Genomic DNA, 16774 nt, shown 5'->3' on the forward strand with positions numbered 1-16774 from the left:
TACGAAAGCTGTGGTTAACCGCAAGTCTGTGGCTGATCTGAGTCGGCCGCGTGGTCGTATAAGAACTGCTGGATATCCAGGCGTTCTTTATCGGAGAGCTTTTTAAATACGTCTGGTTGGGCGCTGTGCATGTCGCGCTTGAAGAAGCGATCCCACTGGCTCATGGTCTTGCTCATGGGCGTGAGTTCACCGGCGGCATCGCCCTTGCTGTGGCAGGCTTTGCACTCTTTTTTATAAAGGTGTTTCCCTTTCTTAGGGTTACCACCGTCGACGGCGTAGACTTGTCCGCCTACGGTGAAGGCGAGGAGTAAGCATGTAGCTATTTTGGCAACGTTTTTCATCATCATTTTCCTTAATCGCTACTCTGAGCGATTTATTAACCTGAAACAAAATGCTTGTTTCTTGTTGGAAAATTTACCAAAAGGGGGTAGTTGTAAATTTGATGTTGATCACCTTCATGAAAAAAATCTAATTGATAAAAATATCATGGATAAAAATCTAATGAATGGAGTGTAATGCAATGAAATTTAATGGTTTTTATTTTTAAGGTTTTGCTATCTTGTGATCTTGCTCTCGGGGAGAAACCACCTAGTTAGATCACACTTTATTATTTCAGCTCTCTCTAAATAGGTATTTTTGCTTGTTTTTGTATTGCAAATGGGCCTGTTTTAACGGGTAGGGCGGTTAACTGAATCGGCAGGTTTCTCTGGCAATGGGAAGGGGCAGCAAAATGATTTAAAAAAAAGTGTCTGATCGAGCTGTTTTGAGAGCACTTTTTAGCCGTCTTAGTCTATCTTTAAAGACGACTCGGGTAGATTCTCGAGCGAGAACAAAAATAATGAACGGGGTGAATGAGATGAAATACCTTAGCTTGGTCATCGCAGTGTTATTGTCTGGTAGTGCCTCACAGGCATCTGCCGCCTCCCTCTACATCGAGGCCCGTAGTGATGCCATGGGCGGAACCGGGGTCGCGGCCTCTAACCGCGAAGGTGCCGCCTTTATCAACCCCGCCCTGTTAGCCATTCATGCCCCCAAGTATTCCGGCGGCGCCGTGATGTTGCCCGTGCTGGGTGCCGAGGCTGCCAATATCGATAATCTGACCGACAAATTCGACGCCCTGCAGGCCTCCTATGACGGTCTGGAGGCGGCCATCAATGCCAGCGACGTCACTGGGATCACCAATTACCGCGACATGCTGGTCGCCGATCTCAAGTCCCTTGATGGTGAGAATGCCTATGGCAGCGTGGGGCTAGGTTTCTCCGTGGTTTTACCGACCAAGCGCATGCCTATGTCGATCTTTTACAAGACCTATATCGATGCGGTGAGCGTGGCGGTGATCGAGGACAGCGACATAGACGCCCTGACTAATCTCGATCCTAACAATCCGCCTGCCGTCTCCGATCTGGATTCGCAGGGGGCCGTGGTGGCCGGTGCCATATCAGATCTTGGTGTGGCCCTCAGCTTCCCGCTGTCGATCGTCAACATGCCGGTCGCCGTCGGTATCTCGCCCAAGCTGCAGCGCATCGACACCTATAACTATGTGGTCAGCGCCAACAACTTTGACGCCGATGATTTCGACGACAACAAGTACCGCAACGATGATACCGTGGCAAACCTGGATATTGGCGTGGCCATTCAGCCACTCGAACGCATGACCATAGGCCTGTCGGGACGTAACCTGGTGAGCCAGAAACTGGACACCGTCGAGGCGATGGGACGCAAGTTTACCTACCGTGTCGAGGCCCTCTATACCTTAGGTGTGGCCTATGATTGGGATAACTTCAGCCTGACGACAGATGTGGATCTTAATGGTCATAAGCGATTCGATGAGATAGGCGAGACCCAGTATTGGCGCCTGGGCGGCGAGATGAGGGCGACCGATTGGCTGGCCCTGCGTGTCGGCTATCGCCACGACATGAAAGATACCAGCAGTAATCTCTATACCCTGGGCACAGGCATTACCATAGGCCGCTCCTTTAATCTGGATCTCACCGGTCTGGTGGGCACAGATGACGCCGTGGGCGGGGTGATTCAGACCTCCTATCATTTCTAGGATAGGTTTTTTAGAAACAAGAAGGCCGGCTATGATGCCGGCCTTCTTTTGAGCCTAGGTGTTAGAGCAGGGCACTTAAGGACTTGGCGGCCAGCAAGATGGCGCTCAGGCTACAGAGCACCAGCGTCATGATGCGGGTCTTATTCTTGTCTATGCGTCCCACCAGGCGATTGGCCATCAGGTAACCCAGCAGCACAGAGGGGAGTAGCAGCGCCGAGCAGTAGAAGTGATGCAGGGTCAGCAGACCGGTAAGCCCTAAGATCACTATGGCGATAGTGGAGCTGAAGATGAAGAAGGCCGACAGGGCCGCGCGAAACTGCTTGGCATCTTTACCCGAGAGCAGTATGGCCAGCGGTGGTCCGCCTATGGCGGCGATGTTGCCGAAGATCCCCGAGATCACCCCGGCGATAAACAGGCTGCGTCGGTTGACCACTAGGTTGAGCCGCATCAGGCTTAGCAGTACGGCGATGGCAACGATGATGGCGATGGTCATGCCGAGCACGTCCTGGGGGGCGACCATGAGCAGGCCAGCGCCGATCAGTCCGCCGGGGATGCGTCCCAGCAAGGCATATTGCAGGCCGTTGAATTCCAGGGCGCCACGCTCGCGGATCAGAGTCAGCAGGGCGATAGAGAATCCCATCAGGATCACGGGCGCAGGCACAAGTGACGGTTCGATAAGGTAGAGCAGGGGCGCGGCGACGACCGCCATGCCGAAACCGATTAGGCTCTGGGTGAGGGCGCCGACGAAGACGATAAGCGAGGCTAGCGCCAGAATATGGGGATCGAGCGGAAGTGCAGGCACTGCAATGTTCCAGGCTAAGGTTGAAAACTAAAAGAGGGACCGCCTAGCGATCCCTCTATCGATTCGTGTGTGAGTGGATCACTCCATCTCTTCCCACTCTATGCCCATCTCGGTCATCAGACGTTTGACTTCGGCTGGGATGCTATCTGGCTTGTCTTTAGACAGGTCATCGTCTTGGGGGAGTGGTTGACCGGTGTAGGCGTGCAGGAAGGCCTCGCACAGCAGCTCGCTGTTAGTGGCGTGACGCAAGTTGTTGACCTGGCGCCGGGTGCGTTCGTCGGTTAACACCTTAAGCACCTTAAGAGGAATAGAGACAGTGATCTTCTTTACCTGCTCATTCTTCTTACCATGTTCAGCATAGGGGCTGATATAATCGCCATTCCACTCAGTCATTGACTCACCTGTAAATTCTAAAATTCGGTGCAGATTTTAAACCCTTACAAATTACAGTCAAATTATTGCCTCGAATTTTTGGCAAATGCAAATAGATTTCTAAATGTTTGGACGTCTAAACGTCCAAAAGTTGTTGACGCTCACTACCGGCTTAGGTACATTTAGACGTCCAGACATCTCTTTTATCCGAGGTGCCTGCCCAGATCCATATTGAGGAGTTGAAGATGACAGCGCGTAAACTAGCCACCGCCGCCGTACGACGAGGCATAGAGTCAGACACTCAGCACGGTGCCGTGGTGCCACCTATCTATCTGTCGACAAACTACTCGTTTGAAGGGCATCAACAGCCGCGGGCATTCGATTACAGCCGTTCCGGCAATCCGACCCGCTCTATTCTCGGTGATGCGATTGCCGAACTGGAACAAGGGGCGACCGGTGTGGTGACCTGTACCGGCATGGCGGCCATCACCCTGGTGACCAGCCTGTTAGGCCCAGAGGATCTGCTGGTGGTGCCCCACGATTGCTATGGCGGCAGCTATCGCCTCTTCACCAACCTGGCCAAGAAGGGCGCCTTTAAGCTATTGGCGGTGGATCAAACCGACGAGCGTGCGCTTGAGCAGGCGCTGACCCAGTCACCCAAGATGGTTTGGCTGGAGACCCCCTCTAACCCGCTGCTGCGAGTAGTCGATATCGAGGCCATCGCCCAGGCGAGCCATAAGGTGGGCGCTCAGGTGGTGGTGGACAACACCTTCCTTTCTCCCGTGTTACAACAGCCACTGCTGCTGGGGGCCGATATCGTGGTGCACTCCACCACTAAATATATCAATGGTCACAGCGATGTGGTAGGCGGCGCCGTGGTGGCCAAAGACCCTGAGGTGGGCGAGCTGCTGCACTGGTGGTCGAACACCCTTGGTCTGACCGGGTCGGCCTTCGACAGCTACCTGACCCTGAGGGGGCTGAGAACCCTGGCGGTGCGCATTCGTGAACACCAAGCCAACGCTCAGAAGGTATTGGCATTGCTTTGTGACCACAATGCGGTGGAAAAAGTGTATTATCCGGGACTTGCCGAGCATCCTGGCCATGAAATTGCGGCCAGACAGCAGAAGGGCTTCGGCGCTATGCTGAGTTTTGAATTAAAAGGTGGCGAATCGGCACTCGTTGCCTTTTTAGATGCGTTACAATACTTCTCGGTAGCCGAGAGTCTGGGAGGCGTAGAGAGTCTGGTGGCGGTCCCCGCGACCATGACCCACAGAGCCATGGACCCGGAGGCGCGCCGTGAGGCGGGTGTGAAAGATACCCTGATCCGTTTGTCAGTGGGCATAGAAGATGGCGAGGATCTGGTGGCAGATATTCTTGCGGGTTTAGAAGCGGCTATCGCGGTAAGTAGTTAAAGGGTTTGAGGAGCAGATAATGACACGATGTCATTTGCATAAGTTTGGTGGTTCTAGTTTAGCGGATGCAGATTGTTACCGCCGCGTCGCCCACATTTTACTGACCCATGGCCACAGCGATGATCTTATCGTGGTGTCGGCCGCGGGCAAGAGTACCAATTTCCTATATCGCCTGCTGGAGCTGTGCGACACAGATCAGCTGTGGCAGGAAGAGTTACAGGTGCTGGTGAGTTACCAGCAGAATCTAATCGAGCAGCTGCTCTCCAACGAGCAGGCCCGTAGCCTGAGAGAGCGACTGGCCACCGACAAGTCGCAGCTGACCAGCCTGTTGTCGCTCGATGAGCTCAACGATTATCAACGCAACCAGGTAGTAAGTTTCGGCGAGCGCTGGTCTTCCCGTCTGCTGGCAGCGCTGCTGCGCGAGTCTGGCGTGGCGGCGACCGATGTCGATGCCCGCACCCTCTTGGTCGCCGATGAAGGCGCTGTACCGCAGATCCGCCTTGGCGAGTCGCGCCAGAAGGTGCAGGCGCTGCTAGAGGCCCATCCTCAAGAGCGTCTGGTGATCACTGGCTTTATCTGCGCCAATGAGCAGGGCGACACCCTGCTGTTGGGCCGTAACGGCTCAGATTTTAGCGCCACATTGCTGGCCAGCTTGGCGGATATCGAACGTGTCACCATCTGGACAGATGTGGAAGGGGTGTTCAACGCCGATCCTAACCGAATTAACGATGCCAAGTTGCTTAAGAGCATGTCGCTCACCGAGGCGAACCGCCTGGCGCACCTTGGCTCTCCAGTGCTGCATAACCGTACACTGCAGCCACTGTTCGACACCGAAGTTAGCCTGGCGGTGCGTTCAAGCTACGCACCCCATACAGACTTTACCCTGATCGCCCCTAAGAGCTCGTCGGCCAGTGCCCCTGTGGTGACCAGCCTCTCCAGCGTCAGCCTGTTTAGCCTAACCATAGGGGTCGAGCTGCCGCAGCTGCTGGCCTGTTTTGCCCAGTCAGGCCTGACGCCACTGGCCTATTGGTCGCTGGCCCACGGTCGCGCCGAACTGGCCTTTACCCATGAGAATCAGAAGCAGGCCCAGGCGATCTTCGAGGCCAAGCGCAGCGAACTGGGAATCGATGAGTTACAGCTGCGTGACGATCTCGGCCTGGTGGCCCTGGTAAGCGCCGATGCCAGCCTCTATCGCCGCGGCTTCTCGCGTCTGTTGAGCCGTGAGGCCCATCCTCTGTGTAATGATGGCCTTAGCCTGGTGACTCTGGTGCCTAAGGCGCAGGTGAACCTGTTGACCCAGAAGGTGCACAGACGCTGCGCCGGTCCGCGCAAGCGTATCGGTGTCCTGCTGCTGGGCATAGGCAACATAGGCGAAGCCTGGATCGATCTCTTCAAGCGGGCTCGCCCAGTGCTCAATAAGGAGCTTGAGGTCAGCGTCGAGCTGGTGGGACTCTTGAGTTCCAAGAAGGCGCTGCTGAGCGAGACAGATATTGATTTAAGCAGCTGGCAGCAGGCCTTCGAGGAGCGCGGTACCGGTTGGCAGTACACCCATCTGTTTGAGCAGTTGCAGGCACTAAATTGCGATGAGTTGATCGCCCTGGACATCAGCGCCAGCGCCGATCTCACCCTGCAATACCCCGAATTTTTTGCCCGCGGCATCCATATCGTCAGCGCCAACAAGCTGGCGGGTTCTGGGCCGCTGGCCTTCTATCAAGAGCTGAAACAGCAGCTGGGCAATCGTCGTCTGTTTTGGCGTTATAACGCCAGCTGTGGTGCGGGCCTGCCGGTGCAACATGCGCTGAACGATCTGCATAACAGCGGTGACAGCATAGAGGCGGTCGGCGGCATCTTCTCTGGCACCCTGTGCTGGCTGTTCGAGCACTATGACGCTAAGAAACCCTTCTCCGAGCTGGTGCTGGAGGCTAAGGGGCTGGGCATTACCGAGCCGGATCCCCGCGACGACCTCTCCGGCCGGGACATGCAGCGCAAGTTGCTGATCTTGGCCCGTGAGATAGGTTACGACATAGAGCTGGACGATATTGAGCTGGAGTCTCTGGTGCCGACTAAGCTGGCCGAGATCCCGCTGGATGATTTCATCAAGCGTATGGCGGAGCTCGATGGCGAGATGTTGCAGCAATATCAGGCGGCGGCCGAGCAGAACAAGGTGCTCAGGTATGTGGCGTCATTGGATTCAGACCTGGGTCAGCTCAAGGCCAAGGTGGGGATCCAGTGGGTCGATAGGAGCCACCCGTATGCCAATCTGACGCCGGGCGATAATGTCTTCGTCATTCGCAGTGATTTCTATCAGGACAATCCGCTGATCATACGTGGTCCGGGTGCCGGGCGCGAGGTGACGGCTGCCGCGGTGCAGTCGGATCTGGCGCAGATCTGCCGGGATCTCCTGCAAGAGTGATTCAAAGGGTCGATGCGTGCATCGGCCTTTTTTATAGCTTTTTCTCTTCTTCTTTATATCTCTCTTTCAGTGTATTTCGCCGGATGAATTGGTGAGATAGGCCTGCCTGTGCCTGCCGTTTCACTTTCGGACTATCTTATAAACAGATTGTTTTTCATTGAGTCAATTTTTGGGCTTGACATCACTCTGAGTTTCTCTAGTATATGGACATATAGACGTCCAAACGTCTAAAATATTTTTTGCTCTAGGTCTGAGGGAATTAAGATGGCTTTTCATCACGCACAACACGCCAATTCATTGAATCAAAGCTTGTCTGAGCTTAATGGTGATATCAATGTGTCATTCGAGTTTTTCCCGCCGGCCACTCCCGAGATGGAAACCATTCTGTGGAACTCCATCAGACGCCTGGAGCCGCTCAAGCCTAAGTTTGTCTCGGTAACCTATGGTGCTAACTCTGGCGTGCGCGATCGTACCCACGGGGTGATCGAGCGTATTCAGAAGGAGACAGATCTGGTGGCGGCGCCCCATCTGACCCTGGTCGATGCCAGTGACGAAGAGCTGGTCGAGCTGGCGAAGCACTACTGGAACTCGGGCATACGTGACATAGTTGCGCTACGAGGCGATCTACCCGCGGGCAGTCCTAAGCCGACCCGTTTTGCCAACGACCTGGTGCGCCTGCTTAAGTCTGTGGCCGACTTCGATATCTCGGTGGCGGCCTATCCTGAGGTGCACCCGGATGCGCCCAATGCCCAGGCGGATTTGATCAACCTCAAGAAGAAGATAGATGCGGGGGCCAACCGCGCCATCACCCAGTTCTTCTTCGATGTGGAGTCTTACCTGAGATTCAGAGACCGCTGCGTGGCCGCCGGTATCGACGTGGAGATAGTGCCGGGCATTCTGCCTGTGACCAACTTTACTCAGCTGAAACGCTTCGCCGGCATGACCAATGTGTCTATCCCAAGCTGGCTGCATAAGCAGTTTGAAGGGCTCGACGATGACCCATCGACCCGCCAGATGGTAGGGGCCAACGTGGCCATCGACATGGTCAAGGTGCTGTCTCGTGAAGGGGTGAAAGACTTCCACTTCTATACCCTGAATCGCGCCGAATTAACCTATGCCATCTGCCATACCCTTGGTGTAAGACCCGGTAAGTAGCGCTTCGTTAGCTAGAATAGATGCTCAGCCCCGCCTCGATAGGTGGGGCTTTTTTATTCCTATTATCAATAGTCCTAGTGTGGTTTTTCTTCTATGATTGACCACAGCCAATAAGGAGGTTGATATGTATAGAATGCTTATCGGAGTAACAGCGCTTTTCCTGAGTAGTCAGGCGATGGCCGCCAACGAGATGCCACCGGCCGCCGCCCTGTGTGGTAGTTGTCATGGCCCGACCGGGATGGGCATAGAGCCTATCGCGCCGCGTATCGCCGGACTCTCTTCCGAATATATTGCCAAGCAGATCCACCTGTTTCAGCAAGGCGACAGACAAAACCCCAGCATGACGCCCATGGCGATGACGGTGCAGGGAGAGGCCATCAATCAGGTGGCGGATTACTTTGCCGCTCAGCCACTGCCAGCCTTTATCCCCGTGGTGCGTGGCAGCCAGACTAGCTACCAGAGCGCGGCGGAAACCTTGGTCTATCAAGGGGACTGGCAGCGCACCCTGCCGGCCTGTGTCTCTTGCCATGGCCCCTCGGGGATAGGCGGAGGCCAGTTCCCGCGTCTGGCGGGGCAGCAGGCCAGCTATCTTAAGACACAGCTGATGGCCTGGCAGTCGGGCACGCGTAAGGGCGATATCGATAACATGATGGGCAATATCGCCAGCAAGTTGAGCCAAGATGAGATAGCGGCCCTGGCCGACTATTTTGCCAAGTTGAAGTAGGGAGGCGGATATGAACAGGAATCTAATGACACTCAGCGGCCTACTCTTGTGTGCCCTTGGCAATAACGTACAGGCGGGTGACTTACCCGATAAGCAGGCGGAGCTGAAACTGGCGGAGCCAGCGCAGGATGCGGATTATCTTAAGATGCGCTCCCTTGCCAGCATCCCCGAAGGTGCCTTCGGGGACAAGGTACGCCTGGGCTATCAACTATTCGTTAATACCCAACAGCTTAGGGGCCAATATGTGGGCAACGAGCTGAACTGCGTCAACTGCCACATGGATGCAGGGCGCAGGGCCAATGCCTCTCCCCTGTGGGCCGCCTATCTGGCCTATCCTGCCTATCGCAAGAAGAACGATAAAGTTAACAGCTATCAGGAACGGATCCAGGGCTGTTTCACCTATTCGATGAATGGCAAGGCGCCCGAGTCGGGCAGCGAACCCCTGGTGGCGCTGTCGGCCTACTCCTACTGGTTAGCCATGGGGGGCCTGATGGATAAGTATGGCGTGACAGGCGCCGTGCCCGAGCTGAGCGATGCCGAGCTGCTCAAAGGCGGCAAGCGAGAGGATTTTGTCTTGCCCGAGGCGATCGCCAAGGCCACGACACTCGATGAGCGTGCCAAGCTGCCGGGCAGAGGCTTCCCCGCTATCCCTAAGCCCGAGCAGGCTTATTCGCCTGCACGCGGCGAGCAGGTCTATCGGGCTCATTGCCAGTCCTGCCACGGTGAAAATGGTGAAGGGCTAGCCATGGGTGGTGTCTATAGCCTGCCACCGTTGTGGGGGCCGAACAGCTTTAACTGGGGAGCGGGCATGCATAGGGTCAACACGGCGGCCAATTTCATCTATGAGAATATGCCTCTGGGTAAGAGTGTGCAGCTATCGCATCAGGAGGCCTGGGACGTGGCAGCCTTTGTGGTCTCCCATGAGCGACCACAGGACCCACGACTGGAAGGCGATAAGGTGATGGAGTTGAGCAAGCGCTATCACCAGCATCAAGGCTATTACGGCAAGAGTGTTGATGAGGGGGCCGTTCTCGGCACTCAATCCTATCCTATCAATCCGGCTAAGCAGTAAGCCTAAGCAATAAGCCTTAAGCTTGTTCCACCCGAGACTGAGTGTTAACGTTAACGGCTAACACTCAGTCTCTATGGATTCTATGCGCACCAATGCCAGTCAGTGCCCCCTGTGTCACCAGCCCAATAAATGCGCCGTAGTGGCGGGGCGTGAGAGTGATACCTGTTGGTGTCATCATCAGACGTTTGTGCCCAAGGCGCAGTTGTCCCAAGCCATAGCCCCAGATGTTTGTATCTGCCAGGCCTGCGCCGAGGCGCTCAGGCTGGAGGCTGAGTTGGGGGTTAAGCGAGTCGATTAATGGTCAATCAATTATTTAAGGATGAATATTTATGAAAAATAGCGCCATCATGCTCTTAGGCCTGCTTGTTCTCGCGGGATGTAGCAATTTAACGCTGACGACCAATATCTCACCCGAAGAAGCGTTAAAGACCTCCAAGGTGGAGGAGTATAGTATGGCCGAAATTGGCCGTTATAAGGCGGACTCTCTGGGAAAAGTGTCAACCTCTATGTGCCGTACCCGCTCTACTCAGCCGAAACCGACCGAGTCATTATTGGTTGGCAACCTTAAATATAAGGCGCAGAAATTGGGGGCAAACGGCATAGTCGTCATGGAGTGTGTCGATCATAAAATCAATAACGATTGTCCTGAGTACCTGCGTTGTGATGCGCTGGCCTATCGCGTTGACTTCGACGCCCTGTAAAATAAAAAAGAGGCGAATTCGCCTCTTTTTTCATCTTATGCGCTAACGGGAGCTTGGGTAGTAGTTAGGGCCTTCGATTCTAAATGGAATGGTCTCTCTTCCCCAGTCAGACAGCAATACATCTCTAACACGCTCACTGTCACCCTCTGTGCTACATCCCCACATCTCGGCACAGGTGCGTCCGGCGATGTTGGAGCCGGTACCCGACTCTGTATCTGGGCGGCTGTTATTGAGGCGAGCAATTTCGTCGTCGAAATAGCGGTTATAGTCGGGTGCCGTAACTGTGATGGTTTCCATTTCACCCACTGGGGCATTGCTGCCCGGTTTGGCGTCCTTGTCCGCGTCGACCATGGCATATAGCTTAGGTAGCGGCAGAGTCTTGGCCAGTTCTGATTTTTTCAGGTTAGCGGCAAAAACTTTAGCCGAGGCATTATTCAACTCATAGGCGCGAGATAGCCACTTGTCGGCTTCGGTAAGGTCTTGCTTGACCAGAGTATCGTTGAGGTAAACCTTACCTAACACTAAGGCACTTGGAGAGAAGTTGACCTTCATGCTGCGCTCCAACAGCGAGATCGCCTTATCGACATCTTGATAGTCGGTCTCTTGCAGGTACATGACTGCTGCCTTGTATTGTGCCGTCGTATTGCCAAACTTGGCGGCGCGTCTAAACCATTTTAGCGCCTTCTCTGGGTTTTTCTTGGTGCCGTAACCTGCATAGTAGAGTTCTCCCAGGGTTGCCATGGCGTCTGAGTGACCTCGCTTGGTCAAGATGGTATAGGCCTTAAAGTATTCCTTACATTCTGCCGAGTCACACTCAGGCAATCCCGAAGCGTAACTCGTTGAAGTAATAGCCCAAAAGGTCAAGCCGATTGAGAGTGTTTTGATTATCCTTTTCATTATATTGTCCTATTTTGGTGGTTGATGTGCTTCAACCCTCTATGCCTCAATCGGCTCAGAGTACATCTTGTTGAGGCTGATATTATCGAAAACATTATCGAAAACTAAGAGCTATCCTTCCCCAGTCAGACAGCAGGAAGTCGCGAATACGCTCACTGTCTCCCTCCGTACTACATGCCCACAATTCGGCACAGGTTCTGCCAGCGATATTGGATCCTGTGCCTTTTTCCGTATCTGGGCGACTGTTGTTGAGACGGGCGATTTCGTCGTTGAAAAACTGGGTATAGTCAGGCGCAGTGACAGTGATGGTTTCCATCTCACCGACAGGTGCATTACTGCCAGGTTTATTGCTGGCTTGCGCATCCAGCAGGGCATAAAGCGTTGGCAGGGCGAGTGTTTGGCCTTGTTCGGACGCTTTAAGTTGCTTGGCAAATTTTTGCGCCTCTTGGTTGTTGAGCTCATAGGCCTTGGCTAGCCAGTGATCGGCTTCGGCAAGGTCTTGTTTAACGAGTTCGTTGCCAAGATAAATTTTACCTAATACGAAGGCGCTGGGAGAGAAACCGACTTTACTGCTGCGTTTGAGCAGTGTGATGCCTTTGTCGATATCTCTATCTTTTGAATCTTGAAGATACATGATCCCGGCCTTGTACTGGGCCGTGGTATTGCCAAACTTGGCGGCACGTCTAAACCACTTGAAAGCTTGCTCCATATCTTTCTCTGTGCCATAGCCGGCATAGTAGAGTTCGCCCAGGGTCGCCATGGCGTCCGAATGCCCTCGCTTGGTCAAGATGGTATAGGCCTTGAAATACTCCTGGCATTCAGCCGTGTCGCATTCGGGAAGCCCGGCAGCAAAGCCTTGGGAGGTAACCGCCAACAGGCTTAGTCCAACTGAGAGTGCTTTGAGTCTCTTCTTCATCATCTCGTCCTTTGATAGCGCTGACAAAACTCCAACTCTTTAAGCCTGAAAGAGGCTTTAAGTACCACTCGTTGAAATGGATTTACCTAACATTTAAGGCCAATGCGATATTGCCCCAATCCGATAACTGTAGATCTCTAATGCGTTCGCTGTCGCCCTCACTGCTGCATGCCCAGATATCTGAACAGGTTCGTCCGGCGATGCTGGACCCGGTTCCCTTTGCCGTGTCGGGACGACTCTGATTAAGCTGTGCTATCTCCTCATCGAAATAGGCGGCATAGTCAGGGGCCTCAACCAGTATTATCTCCATCTCTTCCAATGATGATTTACTGTCGGCCGCGACGGGCTTTTCGGCATCGACAAGTGCAAACAGTTTAGGCAGCGGAAGCTTGGCTGTATCGGGCGATTCTCTAAGGGTTTTGGCAAATTTCATTGCCTCTAAGTTGTTGAGCTTGTAAGCGAACGTCAGCCACCTGTCCGTTGCGGCTAAATCCCTTGGGATCAGTTTGTCTTGCAGGTAGATTTTGCCTAAGGCTAGCGCGCTTGGTGAAAACGTCGCCTTGGCGCTACGTTTTAGCAAAGCGATCCCTTTGTCGATATCTTGGTATGCAGAGGTTTGCAAGTACATGATCCCGGCTTTATATTGCGCCGTGGTGTGGCCAAATTTGGCGGCGCGTCTAAACCACTTAAAGGCCTTATCGAGATCTTTTTCCGTGCCATAGCCCGAGTAGTAGAGCTCACCAAGCGTCGCCATTGCGCTCGAATGACCCCGTTTGGTCAAGATAGTATAGGCGTCAAAATAGGCCTCGCATTCTGCCGTTTTACAAGGGGCTAACTGAGTTGCATTGCAAAGAGGGGCTATCGCGACCAAAGCTGCTACTAACAAAAGCTTATTCACGATTCGCTGCATGCCGATATCCTTTAGTAAAATGTTAATAACTATTACTATCAGTAACTAATGGAGAGTGCCATAGTACTAAAGTGCTAATGTTTGGTGATCTCTTAGTCCTCTCCCGGCATGGCTAAGAGCGGGCTCGATTTAGGAGTTTTTAATCTATTCAGAACAAGGTCAGATATTTAGCTTGTTGGAATTAAGGGGCTCAAGTTGTCTGGTAGGAAGGACAGGATTGGCAAGGGGGAGTGATGGACAAGCTTGATGCGATCGTTATCGGTGCCGGTGTGGTTGGGCTCGCGGTGGCGGCTAGCTTGAGTCGGCGTTTTGGTAATGTGTTGATCATTGATCGCGCCGAGACCATAGGCACAGGCATCAGCAGTCGCAACAGTGAGGTGATCCATGCGGGGATCTACTACCCGACGGGGAGCCTCAAGGCGCAGTTTTGCGTTGAGGGTAAACAGCAGCTGTATGCCTATTGTCGTCGCCGGGGTGTCGCCGTGAATCCCTTGGGTAAGCTGATAGTGGCGACTCAGGTCGAGCAGGAGGAGCAGCTCGACGCCTTGCTCGCCCAAGCTCGGGCCAATGGGGTCGACGATCTTAACCCCCTTGGTCGCCGGCAACTGCAGGCACTCGAGCCGGCGCTCAAGGCATCTGCCGGGTTACTCTCTCCCTCTACCGGTATTGTCGACAGTCATGGCTTGATGCTGAGTCTGCTGGCCGAGGCGGAGGAGTATGGCGCGATATTCTGCCCTCATACCGAGTTTATCACCGCCCAGGCCGATGCGAATGGCTTTAGGGTGGAGCTGATGCAGCAGGGTGAGCGGGTGAGTCTGGAGACCAGCTATCTGATCAACTGCGCAGGTTTATTTGCCACAGAGGTGGCGACGCGTATTGAGGGGCTGGCAGAGTCGCTCGTTCCACAGCTTTATTGGTGCAAGGGGCATTACTTTGCCTATCAGGGCAAGAGCCCATTTTCGCATCTCATCTATCCCGTGCCCGAGCCAGGGCTGAAAGGCTTAGGGATCCACGCCACCTTAGATCTCGGCGGCCAGCTTAAGTTTGGCCCGGATACCCAGTATCTGACGCCCGACTCCCAGGAAGACTATCGGGTGCCCGCAGCGCTGCGCCAGCGTTTTTATCAGGCGATCGCGAGCTATTATCCAGGCATAGCAATTGAGCGGCTACAGACTGCCTACGCCGGGATTCGCCCTAAGCTGCAAGGGCCCGATGACACCGAGGTGGCTGATTTTATAATTCAGGGGGAGGCGCAGCATGGCATACCAGGCTTGGTGAATCTGCTGGGAATCGAATCCCCCGGATTAACGGCGAGTCTGGCCATTGCCGAGCAGGTCTCCAAGCAGTTAGGCATGCCATGAAGCCATAAAAAAGGAGCCGATAGGCTCCTTTTTTAAGTTCACGCGCTTTAATCGCGCAAGGGACGGGCGTTAGCCGTTGTCTCTGTTGCCCTTGCGGTGTGACTTGCGCTCACCCACAGGCTTGCGACGACGCGGTGCACGGTTGTCATCGCTGGCGTTAACGATTTCGCTGCCCGCTTCGCGGATGTTTAGCGGCTTGCCACATACGCGCACCTTCTTCAGGTGTTGCAGGACATCCTTTGGCATGCCTTCTGGCAGATCGATCGAGGTGATCTGGTCGAACAGTTGGATTTGACCTATGTAACGGCTGTCGATGTTGGCTTCGTTGGCGACGGCGCCGACGATGTTGCCTACACCCACACCATGGTCACGACCCACGTCTAGCACGTAACGGCACATCTTGACGTCTGGATGATCTTTCAGGGTATCTGCCTGGCCCAGGTTTGCCGGGGTCGGACGCGATTCGCGGCGGCCACGAGGAGCACGATCTGAGCGGTCGCCACGGTCGCGCGAGTTGCGCTCATCACGGTTATCGCGCTGACGCTCCTGAATAGGAGGCAGCTGCAGAGGGCGCTCCTGCTGCACCATGTTGAGCAGTGCGGCGGCAAGTACTTCTGTGTCCACTTCCAGTTGCTGACACAGCTGGGCGACGGCGCCATGCATGAAGTCCAACGACTCGTTGTCTATGGTGTTCGAAACCTGCTCTCCCAGACGCGACAGACGACGCTCGGCCACTGTCTCAGGGCTTGGCACGTTCATCGGCGAGATACGGCTCTTGGTCGCACGCTCGATGGTGCGCAGCATGCGCATCTCTCTGTGGGTGACGAACAGAATCGCCATACCGGTACGACCGGCGCGGCCAGTACGACCGATGCGGTGTACGTAGGCTTCGGTGTCGTAGGGGATATCATAGTTGATCACGTGACCGATACGCTCAACGTCCAGACCACGGGCTGCCACGTCGGTGGCGATCAGGATATCTAGCTTGCCACGCTTAAGCTGATCGACGGCGCGCTCACGAGCCTGTTGGTTCATGTCGCCATGCAGTGGCGAAGAGGCATAGCCACGGGCTTCCAGCTTCTCGGCCAGTTCGACACAAGAGTTACGGGTACGCACGAAGATGATGATACCTTCGGTATTTTCAACTTCCAGTACGCGCACCAGGGCCTCGAGTTTGTTGTGCTGAGACACCTGCACGAAGCGCTGCTCGATAGACTCAACCGTGGTGTGGCTGGCGGCGATGCTGATGTGTACCGGCGTTTGCAGGTACTTGTTGGCGACGCGCTTGATCTGCTCTGGCATGGTGGCCGAGAACAGCGCAAGTTGGCGCTCCTGTGGCGTGTGCTCCAGGATCCACTCGATGTCGTCGATAAAGCCCATCTTGAGCATTTCATCGGCCTCATCGAGTACCAAGGCGTTGAGTGTCTCTAGCTTCAGGGTGCCACGACGCATGTGGTCCATGACACGACCCGGTGTACCCACGACAATCTGAGGGCCACGACGCAGGGCGTTAAGCTGTTGATGCATGCTCTGACCGCCGTAGATTGGCAGTACGTGCAGGCCTTTCATGAATTTAGAGTAGCTACCGAAGGCTTCGGCAACCTGTACCGCCAGTTCGCGGGTCGGCGCCAGTACCAGAATTTGTGGTACGTTGCGGTTAGGATCGATAGCGTTGAGTAGGGGCAGGGCAAAGGCACCGGTTTTACCCGTACCGGTTTGCGCCTGGCCTAGAATATCTTTACCCGCCATGAGGGGGTCGATACTGGCGGCCTGGATCGGGGTAGGTTTTTCATAACCTAGCTCGTCGAGAGCACGCAACAAAGGCTCGGACAGGCCGAGTTCGCGGAAAGTTTTTTCACTGGATGACATGGGTTGTAGCCTTGTGGTGTAACTAAAGTGCAGAGACTGCACCAAAAGATGTAAAAGACAGAAAATCAACCCCGTGTCGACTTCCCGCACCGAAAACGAATCAGTAAGCCGGTTATT

The 16774-nt window shown here is 54.4% G+C and carries 16 protein-coding genes; 9 read left to right on the plus strand and 7 right to left on the minus strand.

Going from position 1 to position 16774, the window contains the following annotated elements; translation table 11 throughout:
* Positions 1-14: 14 nt before the first annotated feature.
* A complete protein-coding gene (locus tag K0H80_RS02600) occupies positions 15-344 on the minus strand; it encodes a c-type cytochrome (RefSeq protein WP_220045201.1) in 330 nt (109 codons plus the stop codon).
* Positions 345-856: 512 nt separating this feature from the next.
* Between K0H80_RS02600 and K0H80_RS02605 the strand changes: the two genes are divergently transcribed.
* Positions 857-2053: a conjugal transfer protein TraF gene (locus K0H80_RS02605; RefSeq protein ID WP_220073000.1), complete on the plus strand. Its 1197-nt coding sequence runs from the start codon at positions 857-859 to the stop codon at positions 2051-2053.
* Positions 2054-2114: 61 nt separating this feature from the next.
* Here the strand turns inward: K0H80_RS02605 and K0H80_RS02610 are convergent, their stop codons facing one another.
* Both K0H80_RS02610 and metJ read right to left on the minus strand, forming a co-directional pair.
* The gene (locus K0H80_RS02610; RefSeq protein WP_011864324.1) at positions 2115-2855 is read right to left on the minus strand and encodes a sulfite exporter TauE/SafE family protein; all 741 of its coding nucleotides are present in this window, start codon (positions 2853-2855) and stop codon (positions 2115-2117) included.
* Between the two features lie 78 nt (positions 2856-2933).
* The gene (gene metJ, locus K0H80_RS02615) at positions 2934-3248 is read right to left on the minus strand and encodes a met regulon transcriptional regulator MetJ (protein ID WP_011864325.1); all 315 of its coding nucleotides are present in this window, start codon (positions 3246-3248) and stop codon (positions 2934-2936) included.
* Positions 3249-3472: 224 nt separating this feature from the next.
* On the opposite strand from metJ, the gene metB reads away from it, so the two are divergent.
* The 7 genes from metB (at position 3473) to K0H80_RS02650 (ending at position 10704) form a co-directional block, all read left to right on the plus strand.
* Positions 3473-4639, plus strand: coding sequence for a cystathionine gamma-synthase (metB, locus tag K0H80_RS02620; protein ID WP_220073001.1), 1167 nt, complete (start codon positions 3473-3475; stop codon positions 4637-4639).
* A 19-nt stretch (positions 4640-4658) separates the two neighbouring features.
* Positions 4659-7052 carry a bifunctional aspartate kinase/homoserine dehydrogenase II gene (locus K0H80_RS02625; RefSeq protein ID WP_220073002.1) on the plus strand — a complete coding sequence of 798 codons (2394 nt, stop codon included), beginning with the start codon at positions 4659-4661 and terminating at the stop codon, positions 7050-7052.
* A 264-nt stretch (positions 7053-7316) separates the two neighbouring features.
* Positions 7317-8207, plus strand: coding sequence for a methylenetetrahydrofolate reductase (gene metF, locus K0H80_RS02630; protein WP_011864328.1), 891 nt, complete (start codon positions 7317-7319; stop codon positions 8205-8207).
* 133 nt (positions 8208-8340) lie between these two features.
* Positions 8341-8931: a c-type cytochrome gene (locus K0H80_RS02635; protein WP_258406231.1), complete on the plus strand. Its 591-nt coding sequence runs from the start codon at positions 8341-8343 to the stop codon at positions 8929-8931.
* A 10-nt stretch (positions 8932-8941) separates the two neighbouring features.
* Positions 8942-10003 carry a c-type cytochrome gene (locus K0H80_RS02640; protein WP_434086634.1) on the plus strand — a complete coding sequence of 354 codons (1062 nt, stop codon included), beginning with the start codon at positions 8942-8944 and terminating at the stop codon, positions 10001-10003.
* 73 nt (positions 10004-10076) lie between these two features.
* Positions 10077-10301, plus strand: a complete 225-nt coding sequence (locus tag K0H80_RS02645) for a cysteine-rich CWC family protein (RefSeq protein ID WP_220073004.1) — start codon at positions 10077-10079, stop codon at positions 10299-10301.
* 31 nt (positions 10302-10332) lie between these two features.
* Positions 10333-10704 carry a hypothetical protein gene (locus K0H80_RS02650; protein WP_220073005.1) on the plus strand — a complete coding sequence of 124 codons (372 nt, stop codon included), beginning with the start codon at positions 10333-10335 and terminating at the stop codon, positions 10702-10704.
* A gap of 42 nt (positions 10705-10746) precedes the next feature.
* Here K0H80_RS02650 and K0H80_RS02655 read toward each other — a convergent pair whose 3' ends face one another.
* The 3 genes from K0H80_RS02655 to K0H80_RS02665 form a co-directional block, all read right to left on the minus strand.
* Positions 10747-11601, minus strand: a complete 855-nt coding sequence (locus tag K0H80_RS02655; protein WP_011864333.1) for a tetratricopeptide repeat protein — start codon at positions 11599-11601, stop codon at positions 10747-10749.
* A 94-nt stretch (positions 11602-11695) separates the two neighbouring features.
* Positions 11696-12520 carry a tetratricopeptide repeat protein gene (locus tag K0H80_RS02660; protein WP_220073006.1) on the minus strand — a complete coding sequence of 275 codons (825 nt, stop codon included), beginning with the start codon at positions 12518-12520 and terminating at the stop codon, positions 11696-11698.
* A 79-nt stretch (positions 12521-12599) separates the two neighbouring features.
* Positions 12600-13427, minus strand: a complete 828-nt coding sequence (locus K0H80_RS02665; RefSeq protein WP_220073007.1) for a tetratricopeptide repeat protein — start codon at positions 13425-13427, stop codon at positions 12600-12602.
* A gap of 233 nt (positions 13428-13660) precedes the next feature.
* Between K0H80_RS02665 and K0H80_RS02670 the strand changes: the two genes are divergently transcribed.
* Positions 13661-14788, plus strand: a complete 1128-nt coding sequence (locus tag K0H80_RS02670) for an NAD(P)/FAD-dependent oxidoreductase (RefSeq protein WP_220073008.1) — start codon at positions 13661-13663, stop codon at positions 14786-14788.
* A 69-nt stretch (positions 14789-14857) separates the two neighbouring features.
* Here K0H80_RS02670 and K0H80_RS02675 read toward each other — a convergent pair whose 3' ends face one another.
* The gene (locus K0H80_RS02675; protein ID WP_220073009.1) at positions 14858-16657 is read right to left on the minus strand and encodes a DEAD/DEAH box helicase; all 1800 of its coding nucleotides are present in this window, start codon (positions 16655-16657) and stop codon (positions 14858-14860) included.
* Between the last annotated feature and the right edge of the window lie 117 nt (positions 16658-16774).

The sequence above is a fragment of the Shewanella aegiceratis genome (genome assembly GCF_019457495.1).
In the GTDB taxonomy this organism is placed as follows: domain Bacteria; phylum Pseudomonadota; class Gammaproteobacteria; order Enterobacterales; family Shewanellaceae; genus Shewanella; species Shewanella loihica.